Origin of the sequence: Parasedimentitalea huanghaiensis, assembly GCF_009753675.1 — a bacterium.
Lineage (GTDB): Bacteria > Pseudomonadota > Alphaproteobacteria > Rhodobacterales > Rhodobacteraceae > Parasedimentitalea > Parasedimentitalea huanghaiensis.
Genome location: NZ_WQLV01000002.1, coordinates 184339 through 203965 on the forward strand (window position 1 = coordinate 184339; position 19627 = coordinate 203965).

A 19627-nucleotide genomic window follows, 5' to 3' on the forward strand; every position below is an offset into this window, starting at 1 on the left:
CTTTCCTGAGATCCGCCAGATCGGCCTTTTCTCGTTCCCCTCCCTTGCAACATGCGCACCCTGAGGTGCATCCGTCGACTTGGGACGACAATCTTCGCGGGAATCACAGCCTTAAACCCGTTTTATACATGCGACGCCCAGCTAATGCGCCCGTTTGAGTTCCACACTGTGATCACAAAAATGAAAAACATTATTACCCCCAATATCGTTTCCAAGGCCCCGTAACCCTCTAATTTACAAGTTATTTAACGTTATCAGCAACAAACCAGTCCGGATGCTGCGACGCCGCGCTGCAGCGCAGAACTCTTGCGCGAGGGCGCAGAACGCCGTAGGCATCCGGCAAATTTCAACCGGACCGGAGATACATCCCATGGCACGACCCAAAATCGCCCTCATTGGCGCAGGTCAGATTGGTGGCACTTTAGCCCATCTCGCTGCAATGAAAGAACTCGGCGACGTCGTTCTTTTCGATATTGCTGAAGGCACACCGGAAGGCAAAGCACTGGACATTTCACAGTCTGGCCCATCCGAAGGTTTTGACGCCACGCTAAAGGGTACCCAGTCCTACGCCGACATTGCAGGCGCCGACGTTTGCATCGTCACCGCTGGCGTACCACGCAAACCCGGCATGAGCCGTGATGATCTGCTGGGCATCAACCTGAAAGTCATGAAGTCCGTTGGTGAAGGTATCCGTGATCACGCTCCGGACGCTTTTGTGATCTGCATCACCAACCCGCTGGACGCCATGGTTTGGGCATTGCGCGAGTTTTCCGGCCTGCCCCACGCCAAAGTCTGCGGCATGGCTGGCGTTCTGGATTCTGCACGCTTCCGCCATTTCCTGGCCGAAGAATTCAACGTTTCGATGAAAGATGTCACAGCATTTGTGCTAGGCGGCCACGGTGACACTATGGTTCCGCTGACACGCTACTCCACTGTGGGCGGCATTCCACTGCCTGATCTGGTATCCATGGGCTGGACCACACAGGAAAAACTGGACGCTATCGTTCAGCGCACACGCGATGGCGGTGCCGAAATCGTTGCCCACCTGAAAACCGGTTCCGCGTTCTACGCACCGGCTACCAGTGCGATTGAGATGGCCGAAGCCTACCTGAAAGACCAGAAGCGCGTTCTGCCATGTGCAGCCTACGTTGACGGCGCTCTCGGTCTGAACGGTATGTATGTTGGTGTCCCAACTGTCATTGGCGCTGGTGGCGTCGAGCGTGTTGTCGACATCCAAATGAGTGCTGATGAGCAGGCAATGTTCGACAATTCTGTAAACGCTGTCAAAGGTTTGGTCGAAGCTTGCAAGGGCATTGACGGCTCACTGAGCTAATCACCCATCCGGATTTGTCTAAAAGGCCCGCACCTGCGGGCCTTTTTTTGTGTCAGAACCTTTTTCCATGGCATCATGCTGGTTTGACGTGGCGCCAATAAGCGAAGGCACACAACAGACCAACGCCGACTTCCAATGCCATCGCGACCAGCAAGTTGGAATGTGGCATCCCATCCATGGCCATGCTGATCAGCCGCCCGATCCCGTACGATAGATATAACATCGCTGCCGCGACCAAAACGGCAGCCCGGATTTTCGGCACCCCAACTGCAGCCAACATCGCTAAGCCAAAGACAATTAACACCATCGCCGGAGCCCTGATTTCACTCAACAGGCTGGCACTGTGGCCCAGTTCAATTTCAGACGACGCGTAAAAAGCCACTGGCGAAAACCCCACCAACAGACCGATGCCAAGGGCAATACCGCCAGCAACAGCCAGAACCCATTTTTCACCCATAGTATTTTTCATTCTGTCATTTTCCTTTTGCCAAAAAATTTTCCACACACTTTACATTGTGTAAAGTTGACAATCATCGAAATATGGGTGACTTGACATCATGTCAACCACACACACCAACACCAGAACCAAGATTTTACAGGCCACGCTTGATCTCTTGTTTTCCGAACCGCCTGCAAAAACCCGCATGTCAGATGTTGCCACGCAGGCAGGCGTGTCTCGTCAAGCGGTCTATCTTCACTTCAAAAACCGGGCAGACTTGCTGATCGCTGCAACCCATTTTCTCGACGAAAAACTGGACACCGATGCACGTCTCGCTGCCAGTCGCACCGCGCAGTCCGGGCGAGATCGGCTACAGGCATTTGTAACGGCCTGGGGCAACTATATTCCCGAAATCCATCGGATTGCCAAAGTCCTTATATCCATGAGTGAGACGGACGAAGCAGCCGCCAGCGCATGGGAAAATCGTATGCAGGATATGCGTGAAGGATGTGCAGCCGCAATCGACGCATTGAATGCCGATGGCACGCTCTCACCTGATTTCAACACCGAGGACGCCACCGACGTGCTATGGACGATGCTATCCGTCCACAACTGGGAGCACAGCACCGGCGCCTGCGGCTGGAGCCAGAAAAAGTATTTGACAATGCTAGCCCTCACCACCCAAAAATTATTCTATGCAGACCCGGTTAAGGCACCATAATCCCAGAGGATTTCCAACTCTTGGCCACTTGCCGTAAACGCGCCCAATGAATGTGCTTCATTTCCTTGTTGGCCATTCCAGCGACAGCACCTAACGAGACCACGTTTTCTTTCAAAGAACGTTACGTGCGAATCAGTTTTAGGAACGTTTTGGTAATATGTGATCACACCATTCTGGGCCGTGATCACAAAATCGAAAAATCTTAGCTATTTCTCTGTCCCTTGTAAAATAACCCTTTAACCACTGGGGTTATGACGTCGTATAACCACAACAATCGTAGTCAGACGGGACAGTTTCAGATGAACATCCACGAATACCAGGCCAAGGCCCTCCTTCGCAGCTATGGCGCACCGGTTTCAGACGGTCGCGTTGTGCTCAAGGCAGAAGACGCAAAAACCGCCGCAGGCGAAATGGACGGCCCGCTTTGGGTGGTCAAGGCGCAGATCCACGCAGGTGGTCGCGGCAAGGGGACTTTCAAAGAAGCCGACGCTGGTGAAAAGGGCGGTGTTCGCCTGGCCAAGTCAGTTGAAGAAGCCGCAGACGAAGCCAAGAAAATGCTGGGCCGCACCCTGGTCACGCACCAAACCGGTCCTGCTGGCAAGCAAGTGAACCGCATCTACATCGAAGACGGCTCGGGCATTGAAACCGAACTGTACCTGGCGCTGCTGGTTGATCGCCAGACATCTCAAGTGTCCTTTGTCTGCTCCACCGAAGGTGGCATGGACATCGAGGAGGTTGCCGAAGCAACCCCTGAAAAGATCCTGTCGTTCTCTGTTGATCCGGCTACGGGTTATCAGGCGTTCCACGGTCGCCGCATCGCGTTCTCGCTGGGCCTCAAGGGTGTTCAGGTCAAGCAGTGTGTCAAACTGATGGGCCAGCTCTACACAGCCTTCCTTGAAAAAGACATGGAGATGCTGGAGATCAACCCACTGATCGTTACCGACTCTGGTGATCTGAAAGTGCTCGATGCCAAGGTATCTTTCGACGGCAACGCCCTGTACCGCCACGCTGACATTGCTGAGCTGCGCGACGAGAGCGAAGAAGACGCCAACGAGCTGGAAGCGTCTAAGTACGACCTGAACTACATCACCCTAGACGGCGAAATCGGCTGCATGGTGAACGGTGCTGGTCTGGCGATGGCCACCATGGACATCATCAAACTCTACGGTGCCGAGCCTGCAAACTTCCTTGATGTTGGCGGCGGCGCCACCAAAGAGAAAGTCACCGAAGCGTTCAAGATCATCACCTCTGACTCCAAGGTCAAAGGCATCCTGGTCAACATCTTCGGCGGCATCATGCGCTGTGATGTGATCGCCGAGGGCGTTGTTGCCGCGGTCAAAGAGGTCGGCCTGCAGGTTCCGCTGGTTGTCCGTCTTGAAGGTACCAATGTCGAAGCCGGCAAAGAGATCATCAACAATTCTGGTCTCGACGTGATCGCAGCCGACAACCTGTCGGACGGCGCTGAAAAGATCGTGAAAGCGGTTAAGGGCTGATCAGTTGCGCGTTCGGGTACACTCACTGCTAATTGCAGCCCAATTCAGCTTGGTGGGAGCAGCAGCCAATGCTGCACCCATTAGGCAAATTGCTGAATATTTTGATCGTGCATGCACCCTTACAAAATTTCAGTACGAATTGACGGGCGGAGGTCAGTATTCATTCACCTCTGGCTGGAGTGGCAAGAGTGTGATGGCGCCAAGTTTCAATCCAGATGAAAAAATGGATGGTTTGAACTTGGATGCCATAGGCGCCGTCCAGTGGTCTCAACCAATGACATTCCGGTATGGAAAACCTGAAATCTCATGCGACCTGACCTTCGAACACACTTTAAGCGAAGAAGAGTTTAGTCTTCTTCGCGGCCTTGTGACGAAGAACGGTGCAGATCACTACGACCAACAACTCGACACCTCTGAAGCTGATCAACAGTTCGGAACTTTCCAAGCACACGAAAATGCAAACGTAACTCTGAGCGGCTCCGCAGAAAAGGGTCAATTGACCCTCCGGGCCACTGCGACGCTAGCTAATTAAGGAGATCGCCACATGGCAATCCTCATCGACGAAAACACCAAAGTCATCTGCCAGGGCCTGACCGGCTCGCAGGGTACTTTCCACTCTGAACAGGCCATCGCCTATGGCACCAAGATGGTTGGCGGCGTAACACCCGGCAAAGGTGGCATGACCCACCTGAACCTGCCCGTCTTCAACTCGGTCCACGAGGCCAAGCACGTTACCGAAGCCAATGCTTCCGTGATCTACGTGCCGCCTCCCTTTGCCGCTGACTCGATCCTCGAGGCCATCGACGCCGAGATGGAACTGATCATCTGCATCACCGAAGGCATTCCTGTGCTCGACATGATGCGTGTTCAGCGCGCGCTGGACGGCTCCAAGTCTCGCCTGGTTGGCCCTAACTGCCCCGGCGTGATCACGCCTGATGCTTGCAAAATCGGCATCATGCCCGGCCACATCCACAAGCGTGGCTCGGTTGGCGTTGTGTCCCGTTCGGGCACCCTGACTTATGAGGCGGTCAAGCAGACCTCTGACATCGGTCTGGGCCAGTCCACCGCTGTGGGCATCGGCGGCGACCCGATCAAGGGCACCGAGCACATTGACGTGCTGGACATGTTCCTGGACGACGATGAAACTCAGTCGATCATCATGATCGGTGAAATCGGTGGTTCCGCAGAAGAAGAAGCTGCTGAGTTCCTGGCTGAGCAGAAGAAGAAAGGCCGTTGGAAGCCAACTGCTGGTTTCATCGCGGGCCGTACAGCCCCTCCAGGCCGCCGCATGGGCCACGCTGGCGCGATTGTTGCCGGTGGCAAAGGTGGAGCCGAAGACAAGATCGAAGCGATGAAATCCGCTGGCATCGTTGTTGCAGACAGCCCCGCCGGTCTGGGCGAAGCTGTTCTGAAGGCGATCGGCTAATCATGCTGTCTGCCCGAGCATATGCTCATAGGGCAGCGCCCGACCGGGGTGGGTGCGAAAGCACCCGCCTTGGGGGCGGGCGGGTGCTGCCCGGCGTGGCCGGGCGGGCAACCACTCCATCCAAATTTCCGCATATTTCCCAAGATCTTGTCGCCAAAAGCGCCCAATTGGCTCTTTTTGCCGCAGGATCTACCTTGCGTTTCACCAAATCGAAACGTCTGGCAGCAACGCTGCCCCAAATGACCCTAGGTCTCCTACACAACGGTCCCACTCTGCACGAGGTAACCCAATGACCGACCAAAGCCCCAACGACCTCTTCCATGCGTCCTCTTTTATGCAGGGGCACAATGCCGAGTATCTGGAGCAGCTATACGCCCGTTACGCCAATGACCCCAACGCAGTAGATGCGGCATGGGCCGAGTTTTTCCGCCAGATGGGCGACGCCGATCTGGACGTAAAGGCCGAGGCGCAAGGCCCCTCCTGGGCGCGCAATGACTGGCCGCCGGTTCCTGACGATGATCTGACAGGTGCGCTGACGGGTGAATGGGCAGCTCCGGTTGAAACCAAAGCGGCTGGCAAGAAGATTGCCGAAAAAGCTGCCAAAACTGGTGTCGAAGTGTCCGATGATGCGATCAAGCGGGCCGTGCTGGACAGCATTCGCGCGCTGATGCTGATCCGCGCTTACCGGATCCGGGGGCACCTGGTGGCAGACCTGGATCCACTGGGTATGCGCTCGACCGTACCGCACCCGGAACTGGACCCGCGCACCTATGGCTTTACCGATGCGGACATGGATCGCCCGATCTTTATCGACAATGTGCTGGGACTGCCCCTTGCCTCGATGCGTCAGATTGTCGACATCGTCAAACGTACCTATTGCGGCACTTTTGCACTGCAATACATGCATATTTCCAACCCGGCTGAATCCTCGTGGTTGAAGGAACGGATCGAGGGTCTGGGCAAGGAAATCCAGTTCACCCGTGAAGGCCGTAAGGCAATCCTGAACAAGATGGTCGAAGCCGAAGGGTTCGAAAAGTTCCTGCATGTGAAATACATGGGCACCAAACGTTTTGGTCTGGATGGCGGAGAAAGCCTGATCCCGGCGATGGAACAGATCATCAAGCGCGGTGGTGCGCTGGGTGTGCGCGACATCGTGATCGGCATGCCACACCGGGGCCGCCTGTCGGTGCTGGCCAATGTGATGCAAAAACCCTATCGCGCCATTTTCAACGAATTCCAGGGTGGCAGTTTTAAACCCGAAGACGTGGATGGTTCGGGCGATGTGAAGTACCACCTTGGTGCCAGTTCGGATCGTGACTTCAATGGCAACATTGTCCACCTGTCCCTGACTGCCAACCCCTCGCACTTAGAAGCGGTGAACCCGGTTGTCATCGGCAAGGTTCGCGCCAAGCAGGACCAGTTGAAGGATGCCGACCGGACCCAAGTCATGCCAATTCTGTTGCACGGCGATGCCGCCTTTGCCGGTCAGGGTGTTGTGGCCGAATGTTTCGCCCTGTCAGGTCTGCGCGGTCACAAAACCGGCGGCACTATGCATATCGTGGTCAACAACCAGATTGGTTTCACCACTGCACCGCACTTCTCGCGCTCTTCGCCCTACCCCACCGACAACGCGCTGGTGGTCGAAGCGCCGATCTTCCACGTCAACGGTGACGACCCCGAAGCGGTCGTGCACGCCGCCAAAGTGGCCACAGAATTCCGCCAGAAGTTCCACAAAGACGTCGTGCTCGACATCTTCTGCTACCGCCGATTTGGTCACAACGAGGGCGACGAGCCCATGTTCACCAACCCGGTGATGTACAAGAAGATCAAGACCCACAAGACCACGCTGTCGCTCTATACTGAGCGCCTGGTCAAAGATGGCCTGATCCCCGAAGGCGAAATCGAAGACATGAAGGCCGCATTTCAGGCCAAGTTAAACGACGAGTTTGAGGCCGGTAAGGATTACAAGCCCAACAAGGCCGACTGGCTGGATGGTCGCTGGAAACACATGGACACCAAGGACGAAGATTACCAGCGCGGTAAAACCTCGGTTTCCCCAGAGACCTTTGCCGAGGTCGGTGCAGCGCTGTCCCGACTGCCCGAAGGCATTCCGGTACACAAAACCGTTGGCCGTCTCATGGATGCCAAGAAACAGATGCTGGCTGACGGGGCTGGTTTCGACTGGGCCACGGCTGAGGCACTGGCTTTTGGATCTTTGCTAACCGAAGGCTACCCTGTGCGCCTGTCTGGACAGGATGCCACCCGTGGCACCTTCTCTCAGCGTCACTCCGGCTTGGTCAATCAAGACACGGAAGAACGCTATTTCCCGCTGAACAATATCCGCGCAGGTCAGTCACAATACGAAGTCATCGACTCGGCCCTGTCCGAATATGCGGTGCTCGGCTTTGAGTATGGCTATTCGCTGGCAGAACCCAATGCGTTGACCCTGTGGGAAGGCCAGTTTGGCGACTTTGCCAACGGCGCGCAGATCATGTTCGATCAGTTCATCTCGTCCGGTGAAAGCAAGTGGCTGCGGATGTCCGGTCTGACCGTTCTGCTGCCGCACGGGTATGAGGGCCAGGGTCCCGAGCACTCTTCGGCGCGACTGGAGCGGTTCCTGCAGATGTGTGGTCAGGACAACTGGATTGTCGCCAACTGCACAACACCCGCGAACTACTTCCACATCCTGCGCCGTCAAATGCACCGGAGTTTCCGCAAACCGCTGATCCTGATGACCCCAAAATCACTGCTGCGCCACAAGCTGGCGGTCAGCAAGACCGAGGAGTTCACCACCGGGTCCAGCTTCCACCGGGTACTGTGGGATGACGCTCAGCACGGCAATTCTGACACCCAACTGGCGGCAGATGACAAGATCAAGCGCGTGGTTCTGTGTTCAGGCAAGGTCTACTATGACTTGCTGGCCGAGCGTGACGCCCGTGGTATCGACGATATCTACCTGATGCGGGTCGAACAGTATTATCCGTTCCCGGCCATCTCAATGGTCAAGGAACTGGGACGTTTCAAACAGGCTGAGATGGTCTGGTGTCAGGAAGAGCCTAAGAACCAGGGTGCCTGGACCTTTATTGAACCCAACATCGAATGGGTGCTGACTCGTATCGGCGCCAAACATACTCGCCCGGTCTATGCCGGACGCGCCACATCGGCCTCTCCTGCTACAGGTCTGGCCAGCCAACACAAAGCCCAACAAGCTGCGCTCGTGAATGACGCGCTGAGCATCGAAGGAAACTGATCCATGACCACCGAAATTCGTGTGCCCACCCTGGGTGAATCGGTCACCGAAGCCACGGTTGCCACCTGGTTCAAAAAGCCCGGCGATGCAGTTGCTGTCGACGAGATGCTCTGCGAGCTGGAGACCGACAAGGTCACCGTAGAAGTGCCCAGCCCCAGTGCTGGAACAATGGGCGACATCATCGCCGCTGAAGGGGACACCGTCGGCGTCAATGCACTGCTGGCCACCCTGTCCGTAGGTGGTGCAACTGCAACAGCAGCGCCAGCAGCCGCACCAGCGGTCGCTGCTCCGGCTGCGGGTTCTGGCAGCACCGATGTGATGGTGCCAACCTTAGGTGAATCCGTGACCGAAGCCACCGTGGCCACCTGGTTCAAGAAAGTCGGCGATACCGTCGCACAGGACGAAATGCTCTGTGAATTGGAAACCGACAAAGTCTCTGTCGAAGTTCCCGCCCCAGCCGCTGGTGTGCTGACTGAAATCACCGCTGCCGAAGGCTCCACGGTGGATGCCACTGCCAAACTGGGCGTGATCTCGGGTTCTGCTTCAGCAGTCGCGGCGGCGCCAGCCTCTGCCCATGCTGCAGTTGCGGCTCCTGCCGCCGCAGGCAAAGACGTCGCCAATGCGCCATCGGCGGAAAAGGCGATGGCCGAGACCGGGCTAAGCGCCGCTGCCGTCACTGGCACCGGACGCGACGGTCGCATTATGAAAGACGACGTAGCCCGCGCTGTTGCCGCCGCAGCCGCCGCGCCAGCCCCTGCTCCGGCTACTGCCGCCCCAGCACCTGCACCACGTGCTCCGGTCGCTGCCGACGATGCATCCCGCGAGGAACGTGTCAAAATGACCCGCCTGCGCCAGACCATCGCTCGCCGTCTGAAAGAAGCACAGAACACCGCTGCCATGCTGACCACCTATAACGAGGTCGACATGACCGAGGTGATGGCGCTGCGCAAACAGTACAAAGACCAGTTCGAGAAGAAACACGGCGCCCGTTTGGGTTTCATGTCCTTCTTTACCAAGGCCTGCTGCCACGCACTGAAAGAAGTGCCTGAGGTCAACGCCGAAATCGACGGCACCGACATCGTGTACAAGAACTTTGTCCACATGGGCGTTGCGGCCGGCACACCAACTGGCTTGGTTGTACCGGTGATCCGCGATGCCGATGCAATGTCATTTGCGGATATCGAGAAAGCGATTTCGGAAAAAGGCAAGCGCGCCCGTGACGGCAAGCTGTCGATGGCCGAAATGCAGGGTGGCACCTTCACCATCTCTAACGGTGGTGTCTACGGCTCGCTGATGTCCTCGCCGATCCTGAACCCGCCACAGTCGGGGATCCTTGGCATGCACAAGATCCAGGACCGCCCGATGGCGATCAACGGTCAGGTTGTGATCCGTCCGATGATGTATCTGGCCCTGTCCTATGACCACCGCGTTGTCGACGGCAAAGGCGCCGTGACCTTCTTGGTGCGCGTCAAGGAAGCGCTGGAAGATCCACGTCGCTTGTTGATGGATCTGTAAGAGGCTAGTTTTGACCGACCGTTCCCAACATCGGGCAGCGCAGGACCGCCGGGTGGGCGAGAAGCGCCCGCCCGAGGGGGGCGGTCGGGCGCTGCCCGAGCCGCGAGCGGCCCGGGTTGGAGATTAACATGGCCAAGCGGCGAACTCGTGAGGAACTGCGCGCTGAGTTTATTAGGATGCTCGACATCTGGACCCATGTCCGCAGTTTCCTCCTGCTGCAAATGCAGGACATCGACGGGATGGACCCGGATCAGGATCTCCCAACCAGCGACGCGCTCTTGGACAAGTTCGATAACGGCCCCGGCACCTCCAGCCAACACCTCTGCGGTCTTCAGCAGGCCTTAAACAACTGGCTGGTCGGCTTGCCCAATGCGCTCAAACACGGCGAGGCCACCGCCACAGCTTTCCTCGCTCGCTACACATCAGCCTCCGGGCGGGATTTTTTTGACGACATGGGCGACCCCAAACGCAAACTGCAGATGATCATGAACCGCGGCCAATTGCAGGACGAAGATGACTATCACCTGCTCAAAAACGCGCTAGACGACGCGCCGGATATTCTCCCGGCCAAGGACATACACCGCGCCAATGACCTGCTTGGCAGCTACGAAAGCCAAAAGAGGGGCACCCCATGATCTTTCTCCCAGGCCAGCACGCATTCGCCGCATCCGCTCAAGCCCGCTGCCGTTTTCCCAACGCCGCGTGCAATCCAAATCCGCTAGCTTACTCCCCAAGCCTGCGACCCCGCACACCAACAGGAGGCTCATGACCAACTCAGATCCCCAGCTTCATCTGGCCCCAAATATCCCGGGGGAGGCCCGCATGGGCCGGGGGCAGCGCCCCCTCCCCGCTCACAACTAAGACGCACACATGGCCTACCGCGATCCTGAACAACTGACCTGCCCCTCTTGCGCCAAACGCGCAGAACTGGTCTGGATTGTTGGAACAGGCCCAAACACCCAACCCGGCGAGGGTGCCGCCTATGTCCAGATCCTGGACCCCGGCCCCTGGCAGGAACAGACAACGAATACCGCCCCCGCGTGGCATGGCACCTTGACCTGCCCCGCCTGTGGCGCAACCGTATTGACCAGGCCCTGACAGGGCAAAAGGAGATCTTAAATGGCAAGCTATGACGTCATCATCATCGGTGCAGGCCCCGGCGGCTATGTATCGGCCATCCGCTGCGCCCAGCTGGGCCTGAAAACCGCCATCGTCGAGGGCCGCGAGACCCTGGGCGGCACCTGCCTCAACGTGGGCTGTATCCCCTCCAAGGCGCTGCTGCACGCAACCCACATGCTGCACGAAGCCGAGCACAACTTTGCCACCATGGGCCTAAAGGGCAAATCGCCTTCGGTCGACTGGAAGCAGATGAAGGCCTACAAGGAAGACGTCATCGGCCAGAACACTGTCGGCGTCGAATTCCTGATGAAGAAGAACAAGATCGACTGGCTGAAAGGCTGGGCCTCGATCCCTGCCGCCGGTCAGGTCAAGGTTGGTGACGATGTGCACGAGACCAAGAACATCGTGATCGCCTCGGGCTCGGTTGTCTCGTCGCTGCCAGGCGTCACCGTCGACAACGACGCTGGCGTTGTGGTCGACAGCACAGGTGCGCTGGACCTGCCTAAGGTGCCCAAGAAAATGACCGTTATTGGCGCAGGCGTCATCGGTCTGGAGCTGGGCTCGGTCTATGCCCGTCTGGGGGCTGAGGTCACCGTGGTCGAATACATGGACGCCGTCTGCCCCGGCATGGACAAAGATGTCCAGCGGGCCTTCAAGCGGATCCTGGAAAAGCAGGGCCTTAAATTCATCATGGGTGCTGCGGTTTCGGGCGTTGATGCGTCGAAAACCAAGGCCAAGGTGAAATACGCGCTGAAGAAGAAACCAGACGAAGAACAGGTTCTGGACGCCGACGTGGTGCTGGTTGCCACAGGCCGCAAGCCATACTCTGACGGTCTGGGCCTGGACGCACTGGGCGTGAAAATGACAGAGCGCGGCCAGATCGCCACCGATGCCCACTGGGCCACCAACGTGCCCGGCGTCTATGCCATCGGTGACGTGATCGAAGGCCCAATGCTGGCCCACAAGGCCGAAGACGAAGGCATGGCCGTCGCTGAAGTATTGGCAGGCAAACATGGCCACGTGAACTATGGCGTCATCCCCGGCGTGGTCTACACAACGCCTGAGGTTGCCACCGTCGGCCAGACCGAAGACGCGCTCAAGGCCGAGGGTCGCAAGCTGAAGATCGGCAAGTTCATGTTCATGGGCAACGGCCGCGCCAAGGCGGTTCACCAGGGTGAGGGCTTCGTGAAGCTGATCACCGACAAGGAAACCGACCGCGTCCTGGGCGCCGCCATCATCGGCCCCGGCGCTGGCGACATGATCCACGAGATCTGTGTCGCGATGGAATTCGGCGCCTCCGCCGAAGACATCGCCCTAACCTGCCACGCCCACCCGACGTATTCCGAGGCGGTCCGTGAGGCAGCCCTGGCTTGCGGCGACGGCGCGATCCACAGCTAAGCTGTTGGTAGTGAAGAATAGGAAGGCCTCCCGATTTGGGGGGCCTTTTTTGTTGTGGCAGTGTCAGCTTTTCTGGCGTGGGCGGTTTGGTACCGGATTACTCAATAAACTCCCAAAATACTCTCCGAAGCGTTTCAATTTTTCTGCGGCCAATGTCGGTTAAACAGGACTAAGCCACCATTCGTTGAGCCTTGCGCAATGCCCCCTAAGCGGCCATCGCTGTTTGGCTCGTCGGCTCGAAAGCGGTCCTTCTCTGCGATGGCGAATAAGTGGGCTGTAAAAAGGGAAGCTGCCATTCCAGAAAAAAGTTAACCTTTACCTCATTCGAGAGAACCACACAGCTCGAAGGAAGTTTTTAAATGACCCAAAGATAGGCTTGGACATTGGGATCAGATCGCGGATAGGTTGTCCTGGAGAGAACATTGAGATTTTTATGCCCATTCCAGAATTTGCTGATCACGGTGGTTTGCCACCCTTCGTAAACGGTCATCCTACATTGCCAAACGCTCGCTCACCGTTTTCAGCGACCATGCAGGAAGTCGTAGAGCGTTTTTGTACGTCTGAACACCGTGCTAAACTATTGAAGGGATTAAACGAATATAGAAAGCACCTCCACTCCGGCGGCTTTGTCAGTGGATCACAGTGGATTGATGGTAGTTTTGTCGAAGATGTGGAGAGAACGCAGAAACGCAATCCCAACGATATCGATGTAGTGACCCTCTATAATAGGCCAATAAAGTATCAAGCCGACCCGTTATCATGGGCTGCGGACTATACAAACTACCTTCGGAACCAATTTTTTGATACACTTGCTATGAAGCCAGCCTATCTTTGTGACACGTACGATATCGATCTTGACGCCGGATCAAGGCCGCTTGTGAGGAACACAACGTACTGGTTTGGGCTGTTTTCCGATATGCGCGGAAGCGGTTCGAAGAAAGGAATTCTCGAAGTGCCGCTTGCGGTTGATCCAATGGAGTTTACTGCGGTTGACCACGCGATTGGGAGTAGGTTCAGTGTCTGATCTTCAGTCCATCACATCGTTAGAGAGGCAGAAAGCTGAACTGGAGGCTTTGGTAAGCGAGGCCAACGCGGATGGAGATGTGGTCGGGCGCTTGAACTTCGAGACTCGACATCGTGTTGTCTCCAAAGAACTGGAGGCACTCAGAAGCAAGGACGATCAAGTAGCTGAGGTTGCGCTTTTGTTTGATGGTGCACCAGTAGACGGCACGCGGACAATTGATGCAACTTTCGCGGCTCAGGCGCTGAGCTATTTCCAGTCGATAGTAACGACCTTATTCGCCTCAAGCCTTAAGGGCGAACTCGCTCAGCGGGGTAAGATCAAAGGCTCGGAATTGGCTGCACTGAATATTCGTGGCGTTGCTACTGGCTCCTTTGGGTTTATCTTGGAAGAAAAGGACGCACGCCAGTCCAGCGCGGTAAAAACTACAGTAAGAGAGTCATTGGAAGAGGCCACCTTGTTGTTCGAGGAACTTACGCAGATTGAAGAAGACGATTTTCTCATTGATATCGATGAAATAAACCCACGTGTATTCAATGCGTTGGGTAGGTTTTTCAGTCACCTGGAAAAAAGTGAAGCGTCTCTTAAGGCGAATCTTCCAGACCGGCAAATGGTTTTTGATCGGGCTGGAATCGAACGTGCCTATCGGCGTATATCTGAGACCAATGTCAAAATTGACACCGTTGAATGGGTCGGGACGCTGGTTGGGCTTTCACCGATAAAGCGAACTTTCGATTTCAAGCGTGACGGCGCTGACGAAATCGTATCCGGCAAATTCAGCCACCAAGTAAGCCAAGACTATCTGGAACGAATTGAAAGCCAAGACGGAATCACATTGGGCGAGCGGTTCCGCGCGAGCATCGAGATTGGTACGATCCGAAAGCCGGACGGAACCATTAGCGTCAGCTACACGGTTACAGACCTAGAAGAAATGCGGTCAGATTAACCACCGCTTTGTGTAGCTATTGGCGTTTGCTATTCCAGATAGGTATTCAATGACTTGTGCGCCGGTCCTCAGGCCTTTTGCTCGCCGCTAAAGTTCGCAATCGCGTGCCACATCGCTGCAACACCGATAGTCGCTGAAAATCGGTTCTGGGCCGTCTCTTCGGCTTTGCAAAGTCTGTTTCCTGCGTATAGCTGCCCTTGGGGCATCGCACAGTATTGGTAGGATTGGCCTCAAACCTGACCTTCGCCACCAAAGCCCTCTCGGCGTCCCCCCAAATTCCCAATTGACCGACGCCCCAACTTCCCACACCATCACAACATGCAAAAACAGGAGGAAGAACATGGCTACGTACCGCTGTGGAGCTTGCGGCATGGGTGTGAATGCGACCTGCGCCGACTGTAACGAGCCGCTCGTCAACGACACATTGGAGCTGGATGATGGCAGCAAGGTGCAGATCTCGCGCTGCCCCAAATGCGAAGGCAAGATCAAATCGCCCCTGTGCTGCGGGCAGGATATGACCTGCGAGACCTGACACCTGATCCGGGGCGGTGTGCAAAGCAGCCCTGGCCTGCGGCGACGGTGCGATCCACAGCTAAGCTGTTAAGACAGACGCGAACCAAGGGCAGTCCCAAACGGGGCTGCCTTTTTTTGGTTTCCGGCCCGCTCACCCTTACCAAACAATTTTCTGGGCCTACGACCGCTTCCAGCTAGTTTGCCTCATATACGTACAAAGGAGATATGAAATGCAGAAACTGTTAGCTGCTGCGTCTCTGACCTGTGCGATAATTCTTGGCAATACACTGCCAGTTTTTGCGCAGACAAACTCAGACTACGAAGCCCTCATTACAAAGACTGATACGCCAGAGTATATGGTGGATGGTGCAAAACGTATCGACCACCTGGAGGCACACGAGCTCTATCAAAAAGGCGCGGTGTTTATCGACCTCAGATCCAGCTGGAGATACGATCGAGCGCATATTCGTGGTGCTGTTGGACTTGAACTGAACTCTCAATTTTCCAAGGAACGCCTGTCTGAACTCGCAGGGAAAAATCAGAAAATTGTGTTCTACTGCAACCACTCAGCCTGTGATCGTTCAGCCATCGCCAGCGCCAAAGCACTCACCTGGGGCTACACCGATGTCTATCACTTCGCAGATGGGTGGTCTGCCTGGTCAGGATCTAACTATGATCAGGACTAATCTGTGATGTCCCCATTTCCGCCGCACCCATCTTGTTAGCTCATTCCAATGTGGGTGCGTTGCCCAGACAATAAAGGCGGCTTCAACGCACCGCCCTTTTCTATTTCTGCTGACCAGTCTTGGCCTGTTTGCCGCTTTGGGTTCTGAGTGACTTGCGCAGCCGCCTCCCCGCTTTGACAAAGGGAACCGAATACAGTTTCCAGCAACTGTCCATCTCCATTGACTTCATTCCAGCCACACCAAATTTCACATCCCGGTTGTCCTCTGGCATGATGTATGTGCCAAAAATCACATCCCAGATTGGGAAGATAAAGGCAAAGTTCTTGTCAAAATGATCAGGATGGCAGCTGTGGTGCACATGATGGTGTGCAGGGGATGGAAACACCATCGACCAGCGCCCGGGCCAGCGCAGCCAGATATGCGAGTGGCGGAGGTTGTAGGCCAAGATATTGAACAGGAACATCAACAACGGCACACCCAGAATGGTTGGTGTATTTGGCAGGTAGCCGATCAGGTTGTAAGACAACCCGATTACCACGCCATACCCCGCACCAATGCTAAGCGTATAAAACAGGTTATCCACCGGGTGTTCACGGTAGTTCGATATCGGGTGCATGACCTCTGCACTGTGGTGAACCTTGTGAAATTCCCACAGGATTGGAACTTTGTGCTGCAGATAATGCGCTGTATAGCCAATCAAATCCCCAACCATAATGGTTACAAACATATAGCCGATGGTCAGCAGCAAGCTGGTTGAGGCCCCGGCATTTGATGGAATCGACGTCATTGACTGACCCGTGACCCAGCGAAAGCAGGTGGTCGTGATGAAGGCAAGCAGGCCAAACAAAAGAAAATGACCTATCAGCTTATGAAAAACGAAGTACCGCAGATCCAGCCAGGCGGAGGGATGTTGCCAGACCGATTTTGGAAAGAGAAAGGCCAAAAACGATCCCTCGGCCTCTGTGCCCTGCGCGCCGTTCCTGCGATGTACAAGGTAGATCGCAAAAGCCGCCAAAACAGATGTCGCTATATAGACGTAGAAAATTCGTTGCTTGGGATCGGCAAAATGCAGAAATACGCTCGTAGCATATTCCAAATAATACGATAGAAAGTCAAAAGTCGCCTGCATCTGATCCCTACTCCGCAGTCTTGGTCTGCACTGCCGCTGATGGTTTTACTGTCGATTGTCCTGAATCATGTGGTTTTGCGTCCAGGCTAAACTCTCCTTAGGATATCACTGCGGCAAAATCACGGCATGCAGGCAACGTTCTTTTCGTAGGTACGTTTCTATACCACAATTGATTGGGTTAACCGGCCCGATGCAGGCAAGTAATTTCAACCAGCATATTTTCCGACGGAACTGTACTTGATCTGCGTATCATCTCCATTGTCCCAGAAGGAGATTGTCTAAATGCACCGCCTCATTGCGACTTTGTTGGCCAGCTGGCTTTTTGTCAGCGGCGTCTCTGCCGAAACCTACACTGCTGATGTCTGGGCTGATAACTGGTTCGCCTTTCATGTGAATGGCACCGAAGTTGCCCATGACAGTGTTCCAATCACCACCGAACGCTCCTTTAACGCTGAAAGTTTTGCATTTCAGGCACAGCGCCCATTCACCATTGGGCTTATCGCAAGAGATTTCAAAGAAAACGACACAGGTCTGGAGTACATTGGTTCTCGGAGACAGCAGATGGGGGATGGCGGTGTCATTCTTCAAGTAAGGGATACGGGTGGTAGAACTATAGCTGTCAGCAATGAAGACTGGCGGTGTCTGATCACCCACGAAGCCCCGTTGAATAAATCCTGCGCCAGAGAGCGAAATCCGGTTGCCGGCCAGGGCCCTTGCGGTTTCACAGCTACGGCAGAACCACACGGGTGGAGCGCACCTGGATTCGATGTTTCTCACTGGCAAGCTGCAAGCGTTTACTCGGAACGGGATGTCCGCCCCAAAGACGGCTATGATCGCATTCGCTGGGACCGGAATGCACGCTTGATCTGGGGGCCGGATCTGGAAACCAACAACACTTTGCTGTGTCGTTTGACTGTAAGGTAACTGCTTGCTGGCGCCCCCACCTGTTGGGGGCGGTAACTTGGTTCAAGCCGATAACGGAACGGGTCTGCGCACGATGAACCACACCTCTCTTAGTCAATGTTACACTGCGCGCTATTCAACCTCAGAACGAACCAAATTCTAGCACCTCAAAACCTGAAAAATCGTCTGCATGGATCCGTGAAACGTGTATTTTTCATCACTTACCTCTGCTTAACCGCGAATATGGGGGCGTTCCGTAGAAAGATCCAAATGCCGATTGTTCTTTTTCATTTGGCCGAACGCTCTATTTGCGCTCTAGTTAGACTCTGTTTCTTAACTCGTACCCGTTCAGGAAGGACATGCCATGGCCGTTTCTCTTCAAGTGATTTATCCAATCAGCGAAGGCACTACGTTTGACTACAGCTATTACACCACCAAACATTTCGACCTAGTTGGCGAACATATGGGCGAACACATAGAAACCATGTTCGTCACCAAAGGGTTGGCTGGCGGCCCAGATACTCCACCAGGGATCTATGCCGTGGCAACTTTGGTGTTCGAAAACCAAGATGCGCTGAATGCTTCAATGGCGGCCGCGCCGCCGGTTCTGGCCGACATCGCCAATTTCACCAATGTTCAGCCGCAGATGCTGATTGGCGAAGTCATCAGCTAAGCTGAGCACCAATACTCAACAAAGGGGGTAACCCATGGGTTACCTTCCGAACTGATACTTAGAAAAGCTGCTCCACCAGCAACAGCCACACCGGCAGAGTAAGGAATGCCAGCGCAGTTTGAATGGTAGTGATTGCAGCCATCAGTGGCGCGTCACCCCCCATTTGCCGGGCCAGAGTATAAGATGCCGATGCAGTAGGCGAAGCCGCGAAAAGCACGGCAACAAATGTTTCAAGCTCCGTAAGTCCGAAAAATCGCGCCAGAAGCACGGTGATCAGAGGGAACACGATAAACTTGCCGCAGATTGAAAGTGCCAGCGGCAAACCTGAGGCCTGCATGGCGCGCAACCGTAGATTTGCACCAACGCACATCAATACGATAGGCAGCGCCGCGTTTCCAAGCAGCCGGGTTGTGTCGTGCAGCACCGGGACTTCACCTGCCCCCAGAATGTTAAAGGACACCCCCGCCAGCACAGACACAATTAGCGGGTTACGGGCCAGATCGCGCAGCACCATCAGCAGCACATTTCCCTCGCTCTCGCCTTTGTTCAGAACCACCATCAACGGAACAACAGCGAGGTTCGTAACTGGAATAAGAAGCGCCATTGCCAGCGCACCCAGAGACAACCCATCTGAACCAAACAGGCTCCCTGCGATCGAAAGCGCAATAAAGGCGTTGTGACGGGCTGCACCCTGCATCACCGAACTGGCGCTACTCCCCGGCAATCCAGCTAGTTTTGCCACGCCAAGCCCGAACACCAGCGCAGTAGCCATACCACCAATGATGACCACCGAATAGGATCCGACTAACCCAGGGGACAGTTCAATCGTCGACGTTTTGTAAAACAGCAACGCGGGCATCAGTACCCAGTAGACCAGCTTGTCGTTCAGGTTCCAGAATTCAACATTCGGAATACCGTTCCGGCGCAGCAGATACCCCAGCACAATAAGAAGAAATATCGGAGCGATTGATATCAGAACGGGCGCCAGCGTCATTCTCGTATTCCTAACTGTTCAGTTCAGCAGCAGTAGATACTTGCGCCAGTCTGATCGCTAATTCCGCG

Annotated in this window: 19 protein-coding genes; 16 read left to right on the forward strand and 3 right to left on the reverse strand. The window is 55.3% G+C overall.

Annotated features, from left to right (window positions below):
- Nucleotides 1-370: 370 nt before the first annotated feature.
- A complete protein-coding gene (gene mdh, locus GO984_RS04530; RefSeq protein WP_157021383.1) occupies nucleotides 371-1333 on the forward strand; it encodes a malate dehydrogenase in 963 nt (320 codons plus the stop codon).
- A 73-nt stretch (nucleotides 1334-1406) separates the two neighbouring features.
- Here the strand turns inward: mdh and GO984_RS04535 are convergent, their stop codons facing one another.
- Nucleotides 1407-1802 (reverse strand): DUF4345 domain-containing protein, encoded by a 396-nt coding sequence (locus GO984_RS04535; protein WP_157021384.1) that lies wholly within the window; start codon nucleotides 1800-1802, stop codon nucleotides 1407-1409.
- 88 nt (nucleotides 1803-1890) lie between these two features.
- On the opposite strand from GO984_RS04535, the gene GO984_RS04540 reads away from it, so the two are divergent.
- From GO984_RS04540 to GO984_RS04600, 13 genes are all read left to right on the forward strand, one after another.
- A complete protein-coding gene (locus GO984_RS04540; protein ID WP_157021385.1) occupies nucleotides 1891-2493 on the forward strand; it encodes a TetR/AcrR family transcriptional regulator in 603 nt (200 codons plus the stop codon).
- 299 nt (nucleotides 2494-2792) lie between these two features.
- The gene (gene sucC / locus GO984_RS04545; protein ID WP_157021386.1) at nucleotides 2793-3986 is read left to right on the forward strand and encodes an ADP-forming succinate--CoA ligase subunit beta; all 1194 of its coding nucleotides are present in this window, start codon (nucleotides 2793-2795) and stop codon (nucleotides 3984-3986) included.
- Nucleotides 3987-4038: 52 nt separating this feature from the next.
- Entirely contained in the window at nucleotides 4039-4518 is a 480-nt protein-coding gene (locus tag GO984_RS04550) for a hypothetical protein (RefSeq protein WP_157021387.1), read from the forward strand.
- A gap of 12 nt (nucleotides 4519-4530) precedes the next feature.
- Nucleotides 4531-5412: a succinate--CoA ligase subunit alpha gene (sucD, locus tag GO984_RS04555; RefSeq protein ID WP_157021388.1), complete on the forward strand. Its 882-nt coding sequence runs from the start codon at nucleotides 4531-4533 to the stop codon at nucleotides 5410-5412.
- A gap of 289 nt (nucleotides 5413-5701) precedes the next feature.
- Nucleotides 5702-8662, forward strand: a complete 2961-nt coding sequence (locus GO984_RS04560; RefSeq protein WP_157021389.1) for a 2-oxoglutarate dehydrogenase E1 component — start codon at nucleotides 5702-5704, stop codon at nucleotides 8660-8662.
- 3 nt (nucleotides 8663-8665) lie between these two features.
- Nucleotides 8666-10177 carry a 2-oxoglutarate dehydrogenase complex dihydrolipoyllysine-residue succinyltransferase gene (gene odhB, locus GO984_RS04565; protein ID WP_157021390.1) on the forward strand — a complete coding sequence of 504 codons (1512 nt, stop codon included), beginning with the start codon at nucleotides 8666-8668 and terminating at the stop codon, nucleotides 10175-10177.
- 128 nt (nucleotides 10178-10305) lie between these two features.
- Nucleotides 10306-10812, forward strand: coding sequence for a hypothetical protein (locus GO984_RS04570; protein ID WP_157021391.1), 507 nt, complete (start codon nucleotides 10306-10308; stop codon nucleotides 10810-10812).
- A 235-nt stretch (nucleotides 10813-11047) separates the two neighbouring features.
- Nucleotides 11048-11275: a hypothetical protein gene (locus GO984_RS04575; protein ID WP_157021392.1), complete on the forward strand. Its 228-nt coding sequence runs from the start codon at nucleotides 11048-11050 to the stop codon at nucleotides 11273-11275.
- Between the two features lie 21 nt (nucleotides 11276-11296).
- Entirely contained in the window at nucleotides 11297-12694 is a 1398-nt protein-coding gene (gene lpdA / locus GO984_RS04580; RefSeq protein WP_157021393.1) for a dihydrolipoyl dehydrogenase, read from the forward strand.
- A 433-nt stretch (nucleotides 12695-13127) separates the two neighbouring features.
- Nucleotides 13128-13718 carry a DUF6932 family protein gene (locus GO984_RS04585; RefSeq protein ID WP_157021394.1) on the forward strand — a complete coding sequence of 197 codons (591 nt, stop codon included), beginning with the start codon at nucleotides 13128-13130 and terminating at the stop codon, nucleotides 13716-13718.
- On the forward strand, nucleotides 13711-14661 hold the full coding sequence (locus GO984_RS04590; protein ID WP_157021395.1) for a hypothetical protein: 951 nt from the start codon (nucleotides 13711-13713) through the stop codon (nucleotides 14659-14661). Before GO984_RS04585 ends, GO984_RS04590 begins: the two co-directional genes overlap by 8 nt.
- A gap of 340 nt (nucleotides 14662-15001) precedes the next feature.
- Complete coding sequence (locus GO984_RS04595; RefSeq protein ID WP_157021396.1) at nucleotides 15002-15193, forward strand: hypothetical protein; 192 nt, start codon at nucleotides 15002-15004, stop codon at nucleotides 15191-15193.
- A gap of 211 nt (nucleotides 15194-15404) precedes the next feature.
- The gene (locus tag GO984_RS04600; protein WP_157021397.1) at nucleotides 15405-15860 is read left to right on the forward strand and encodes a rhodanese-like domain-containing protein; all 456 of its coding nucleotides are present in this window, start codon (nucleotides 15405-15407) and stop codon (nucleotides 15858-15860) included.
- A gap of 100 nt (nucleotides 15861-15960) precedes the next feature.
- On the opposite strand, the gene GO984_RS04605 is transcribed toward GO984_RS04600, so the two are convergent.
- Nucleotides 15961-16989 carry a sterol desaturase family protein gene (locus tag GO984_RS04605; protein WP_157021398.1) on the reverse strand — a complete coding sequence of 343 codons (1029 nt, stop codon included), beginning with the start codon at nucleotides 16987-16989 and terminating at the stop codon, nucleotides 15961-15963.
- A 282-nt stretch (nucleotides 16990-17271) separates the two neighbouring features.
- Here GO984_RS04605 and GO984_RS04610 point away from each other — a divergent pair, with 282 nt between their 5' ends.
- Together GO984_RS04610 and GO984_RS04615 are read left to right on the forward strand one after the other, a co-directional pair.
- Nucleotides 17272-17913, forward strand: coding sequence for a PEBP family protein (locus GO984_RS04610; protein WP_157021399.1), 642 nt, complete (start codon nucleotides 17272-17274; stop codon nucleotides 17911-17913).
- Nucleotides 17914-18256: 343 nt separating this feature from the next.
- Nucleotides 18257-18565 (forward strand): EthD family reductase, encoded by a 309-nt coding sequence (locus GO984_RS04615; protein ID WP_157021400.1) that lies wholly within the window; start codon nucleotides 18257-18259, stop codon nucleotides 18563-18565.
- A gap of 58 nt (nucleotides 18566-18623) precedes the next feature.
- Here the strand turns inward: GO984_RS04615 and GO984_RS04620 are convergent, their stop codons facing one another.
- Complete coding sequence (locus tag GO984_RS04620) at nucleotides 18624-19559, reverse strand: AEC family transporter (RefSeq protein ID WP_245231006.1); 936 nt, start codon at nucleotides 19557-19559, stop codon at nucleotides 18624-18626.
- Nucleotides 19560-19627 lie beyond the last annotated feature (68 nt).

Bases quoted from the DNA above. Each gene is read 5' to 3' on its own strand.
- mdh (WP_157021383.1), top strand. From the start codon at position 371: ATGGCACGACCCAAAATCGCCCTCATTGGCGCAGGTCAGATTGGTGGC.
- GO984_RS04535 (WP_157021384.1), bottom strand. From the start codon at position 1,802: ATGAAAAATACTATGGGTGAAAAATGGGTTCTGGCTGTTGCTGGCGGT.
- GO984_RS04540 (WP_157021385.1), top strand. From the start codon at position 1,891: ATGTCAACCACACACACCAACACCAGAACCAAGATTTTACAGGCCACG.
- sucC (WP_157021386.1), top strand. From the start codon at position 2,793: ATGAACATCCACGAATACCAGGCCAAGGCCCTCCTTCGCAGCTATGGC.
- sucD (WP_157021388.1), top strand. From the start codon at position 4,531: ATGGCAATCCTCATCGACGAAAACACCAAAGTCATCTGCCAGGGCCTG.
- GO984_RS04560 (WP_157021389.1), top strand. From the start codon at position 5,702: ATGACCGACCAAAGCCCCAACGACCTCTTCCATGCGTCCTCTTTTATG.
- odhB (WP_157021390.1), top strand. From the start codon at position 8,666: ATGACCACCGAAATTCGTGTGCCCACCCTGGGTGAATCGGTCACCGAA.
- GO984_RS04570 (WP_157021391.1), top strand. From the start codon at position 10,306: ATGGCCAAGCGGCGAACTCGTGAGGAACTGCGCGCTGAGTTTATTAGG.
- GO984_RS04575 (WP_157021392.1), top strand. From the start codon at position 11,048: ATGGCCTACCGCGATCCTGAACAACTGACCTGCCCCTCTTGCGCCAAA.
- lpdA (WP_157021393.1), top strand. From the start codon at position 11,297: ATGGCAAGCTATGACGTCATCATCATCGGTGCAGGCCCCGGCGGCTAT.
- GO984_RS04585 (WP_157021394.1), top strand. From the start codon at position 13,128: ATGCCCATTCCAGAATTTGCTGATCACGGTGGTTTGCCACCCTTCGTA.
- GO984_RS04595 (WP_157021396.1), top strand. From the start codon at position 15,002: ATGGCTACGTACCGCTGTGGAGCTTGCGGCATGGGTGTGAATGCGACC.
- GO984_RS04600 (WP_157021397.1), top strand. From the start codon at position 15,405: ATGCAGAAACTGTTAGCTGCTGCGTCTCTGACCTGTGCGATAATTCTT.
- GO984_RS04605 (WP_157021398.1), bottom strand. From the start codon at position 16,989: ATGCAGGCGACTTTTGACTTTCTATCGTATTATTTGGAATATGCTACG.
- GO984_RS04610 (WP_157021399.1), top strand. From the start codon at position 17,272: ATGCACCGCCTCATTGCGACTTTGTTGGCCAGCTGGCTTTTTGTCAGC.
- GO984_RS04615 (WP_157021400.1), top strand. From the start codon at position 18,257: ATGGCCGTTTCTCTTCAAGTGATTTATCCAATCAGCGAAGGCACTACG.
- GO984_RS04620 (WP_245231006.1), bottom strand. From the start codon at position 19,559: ATGACGCTGGCGCCCGTTCTGATATCAATCGCTCCGATATTTCTTCTT.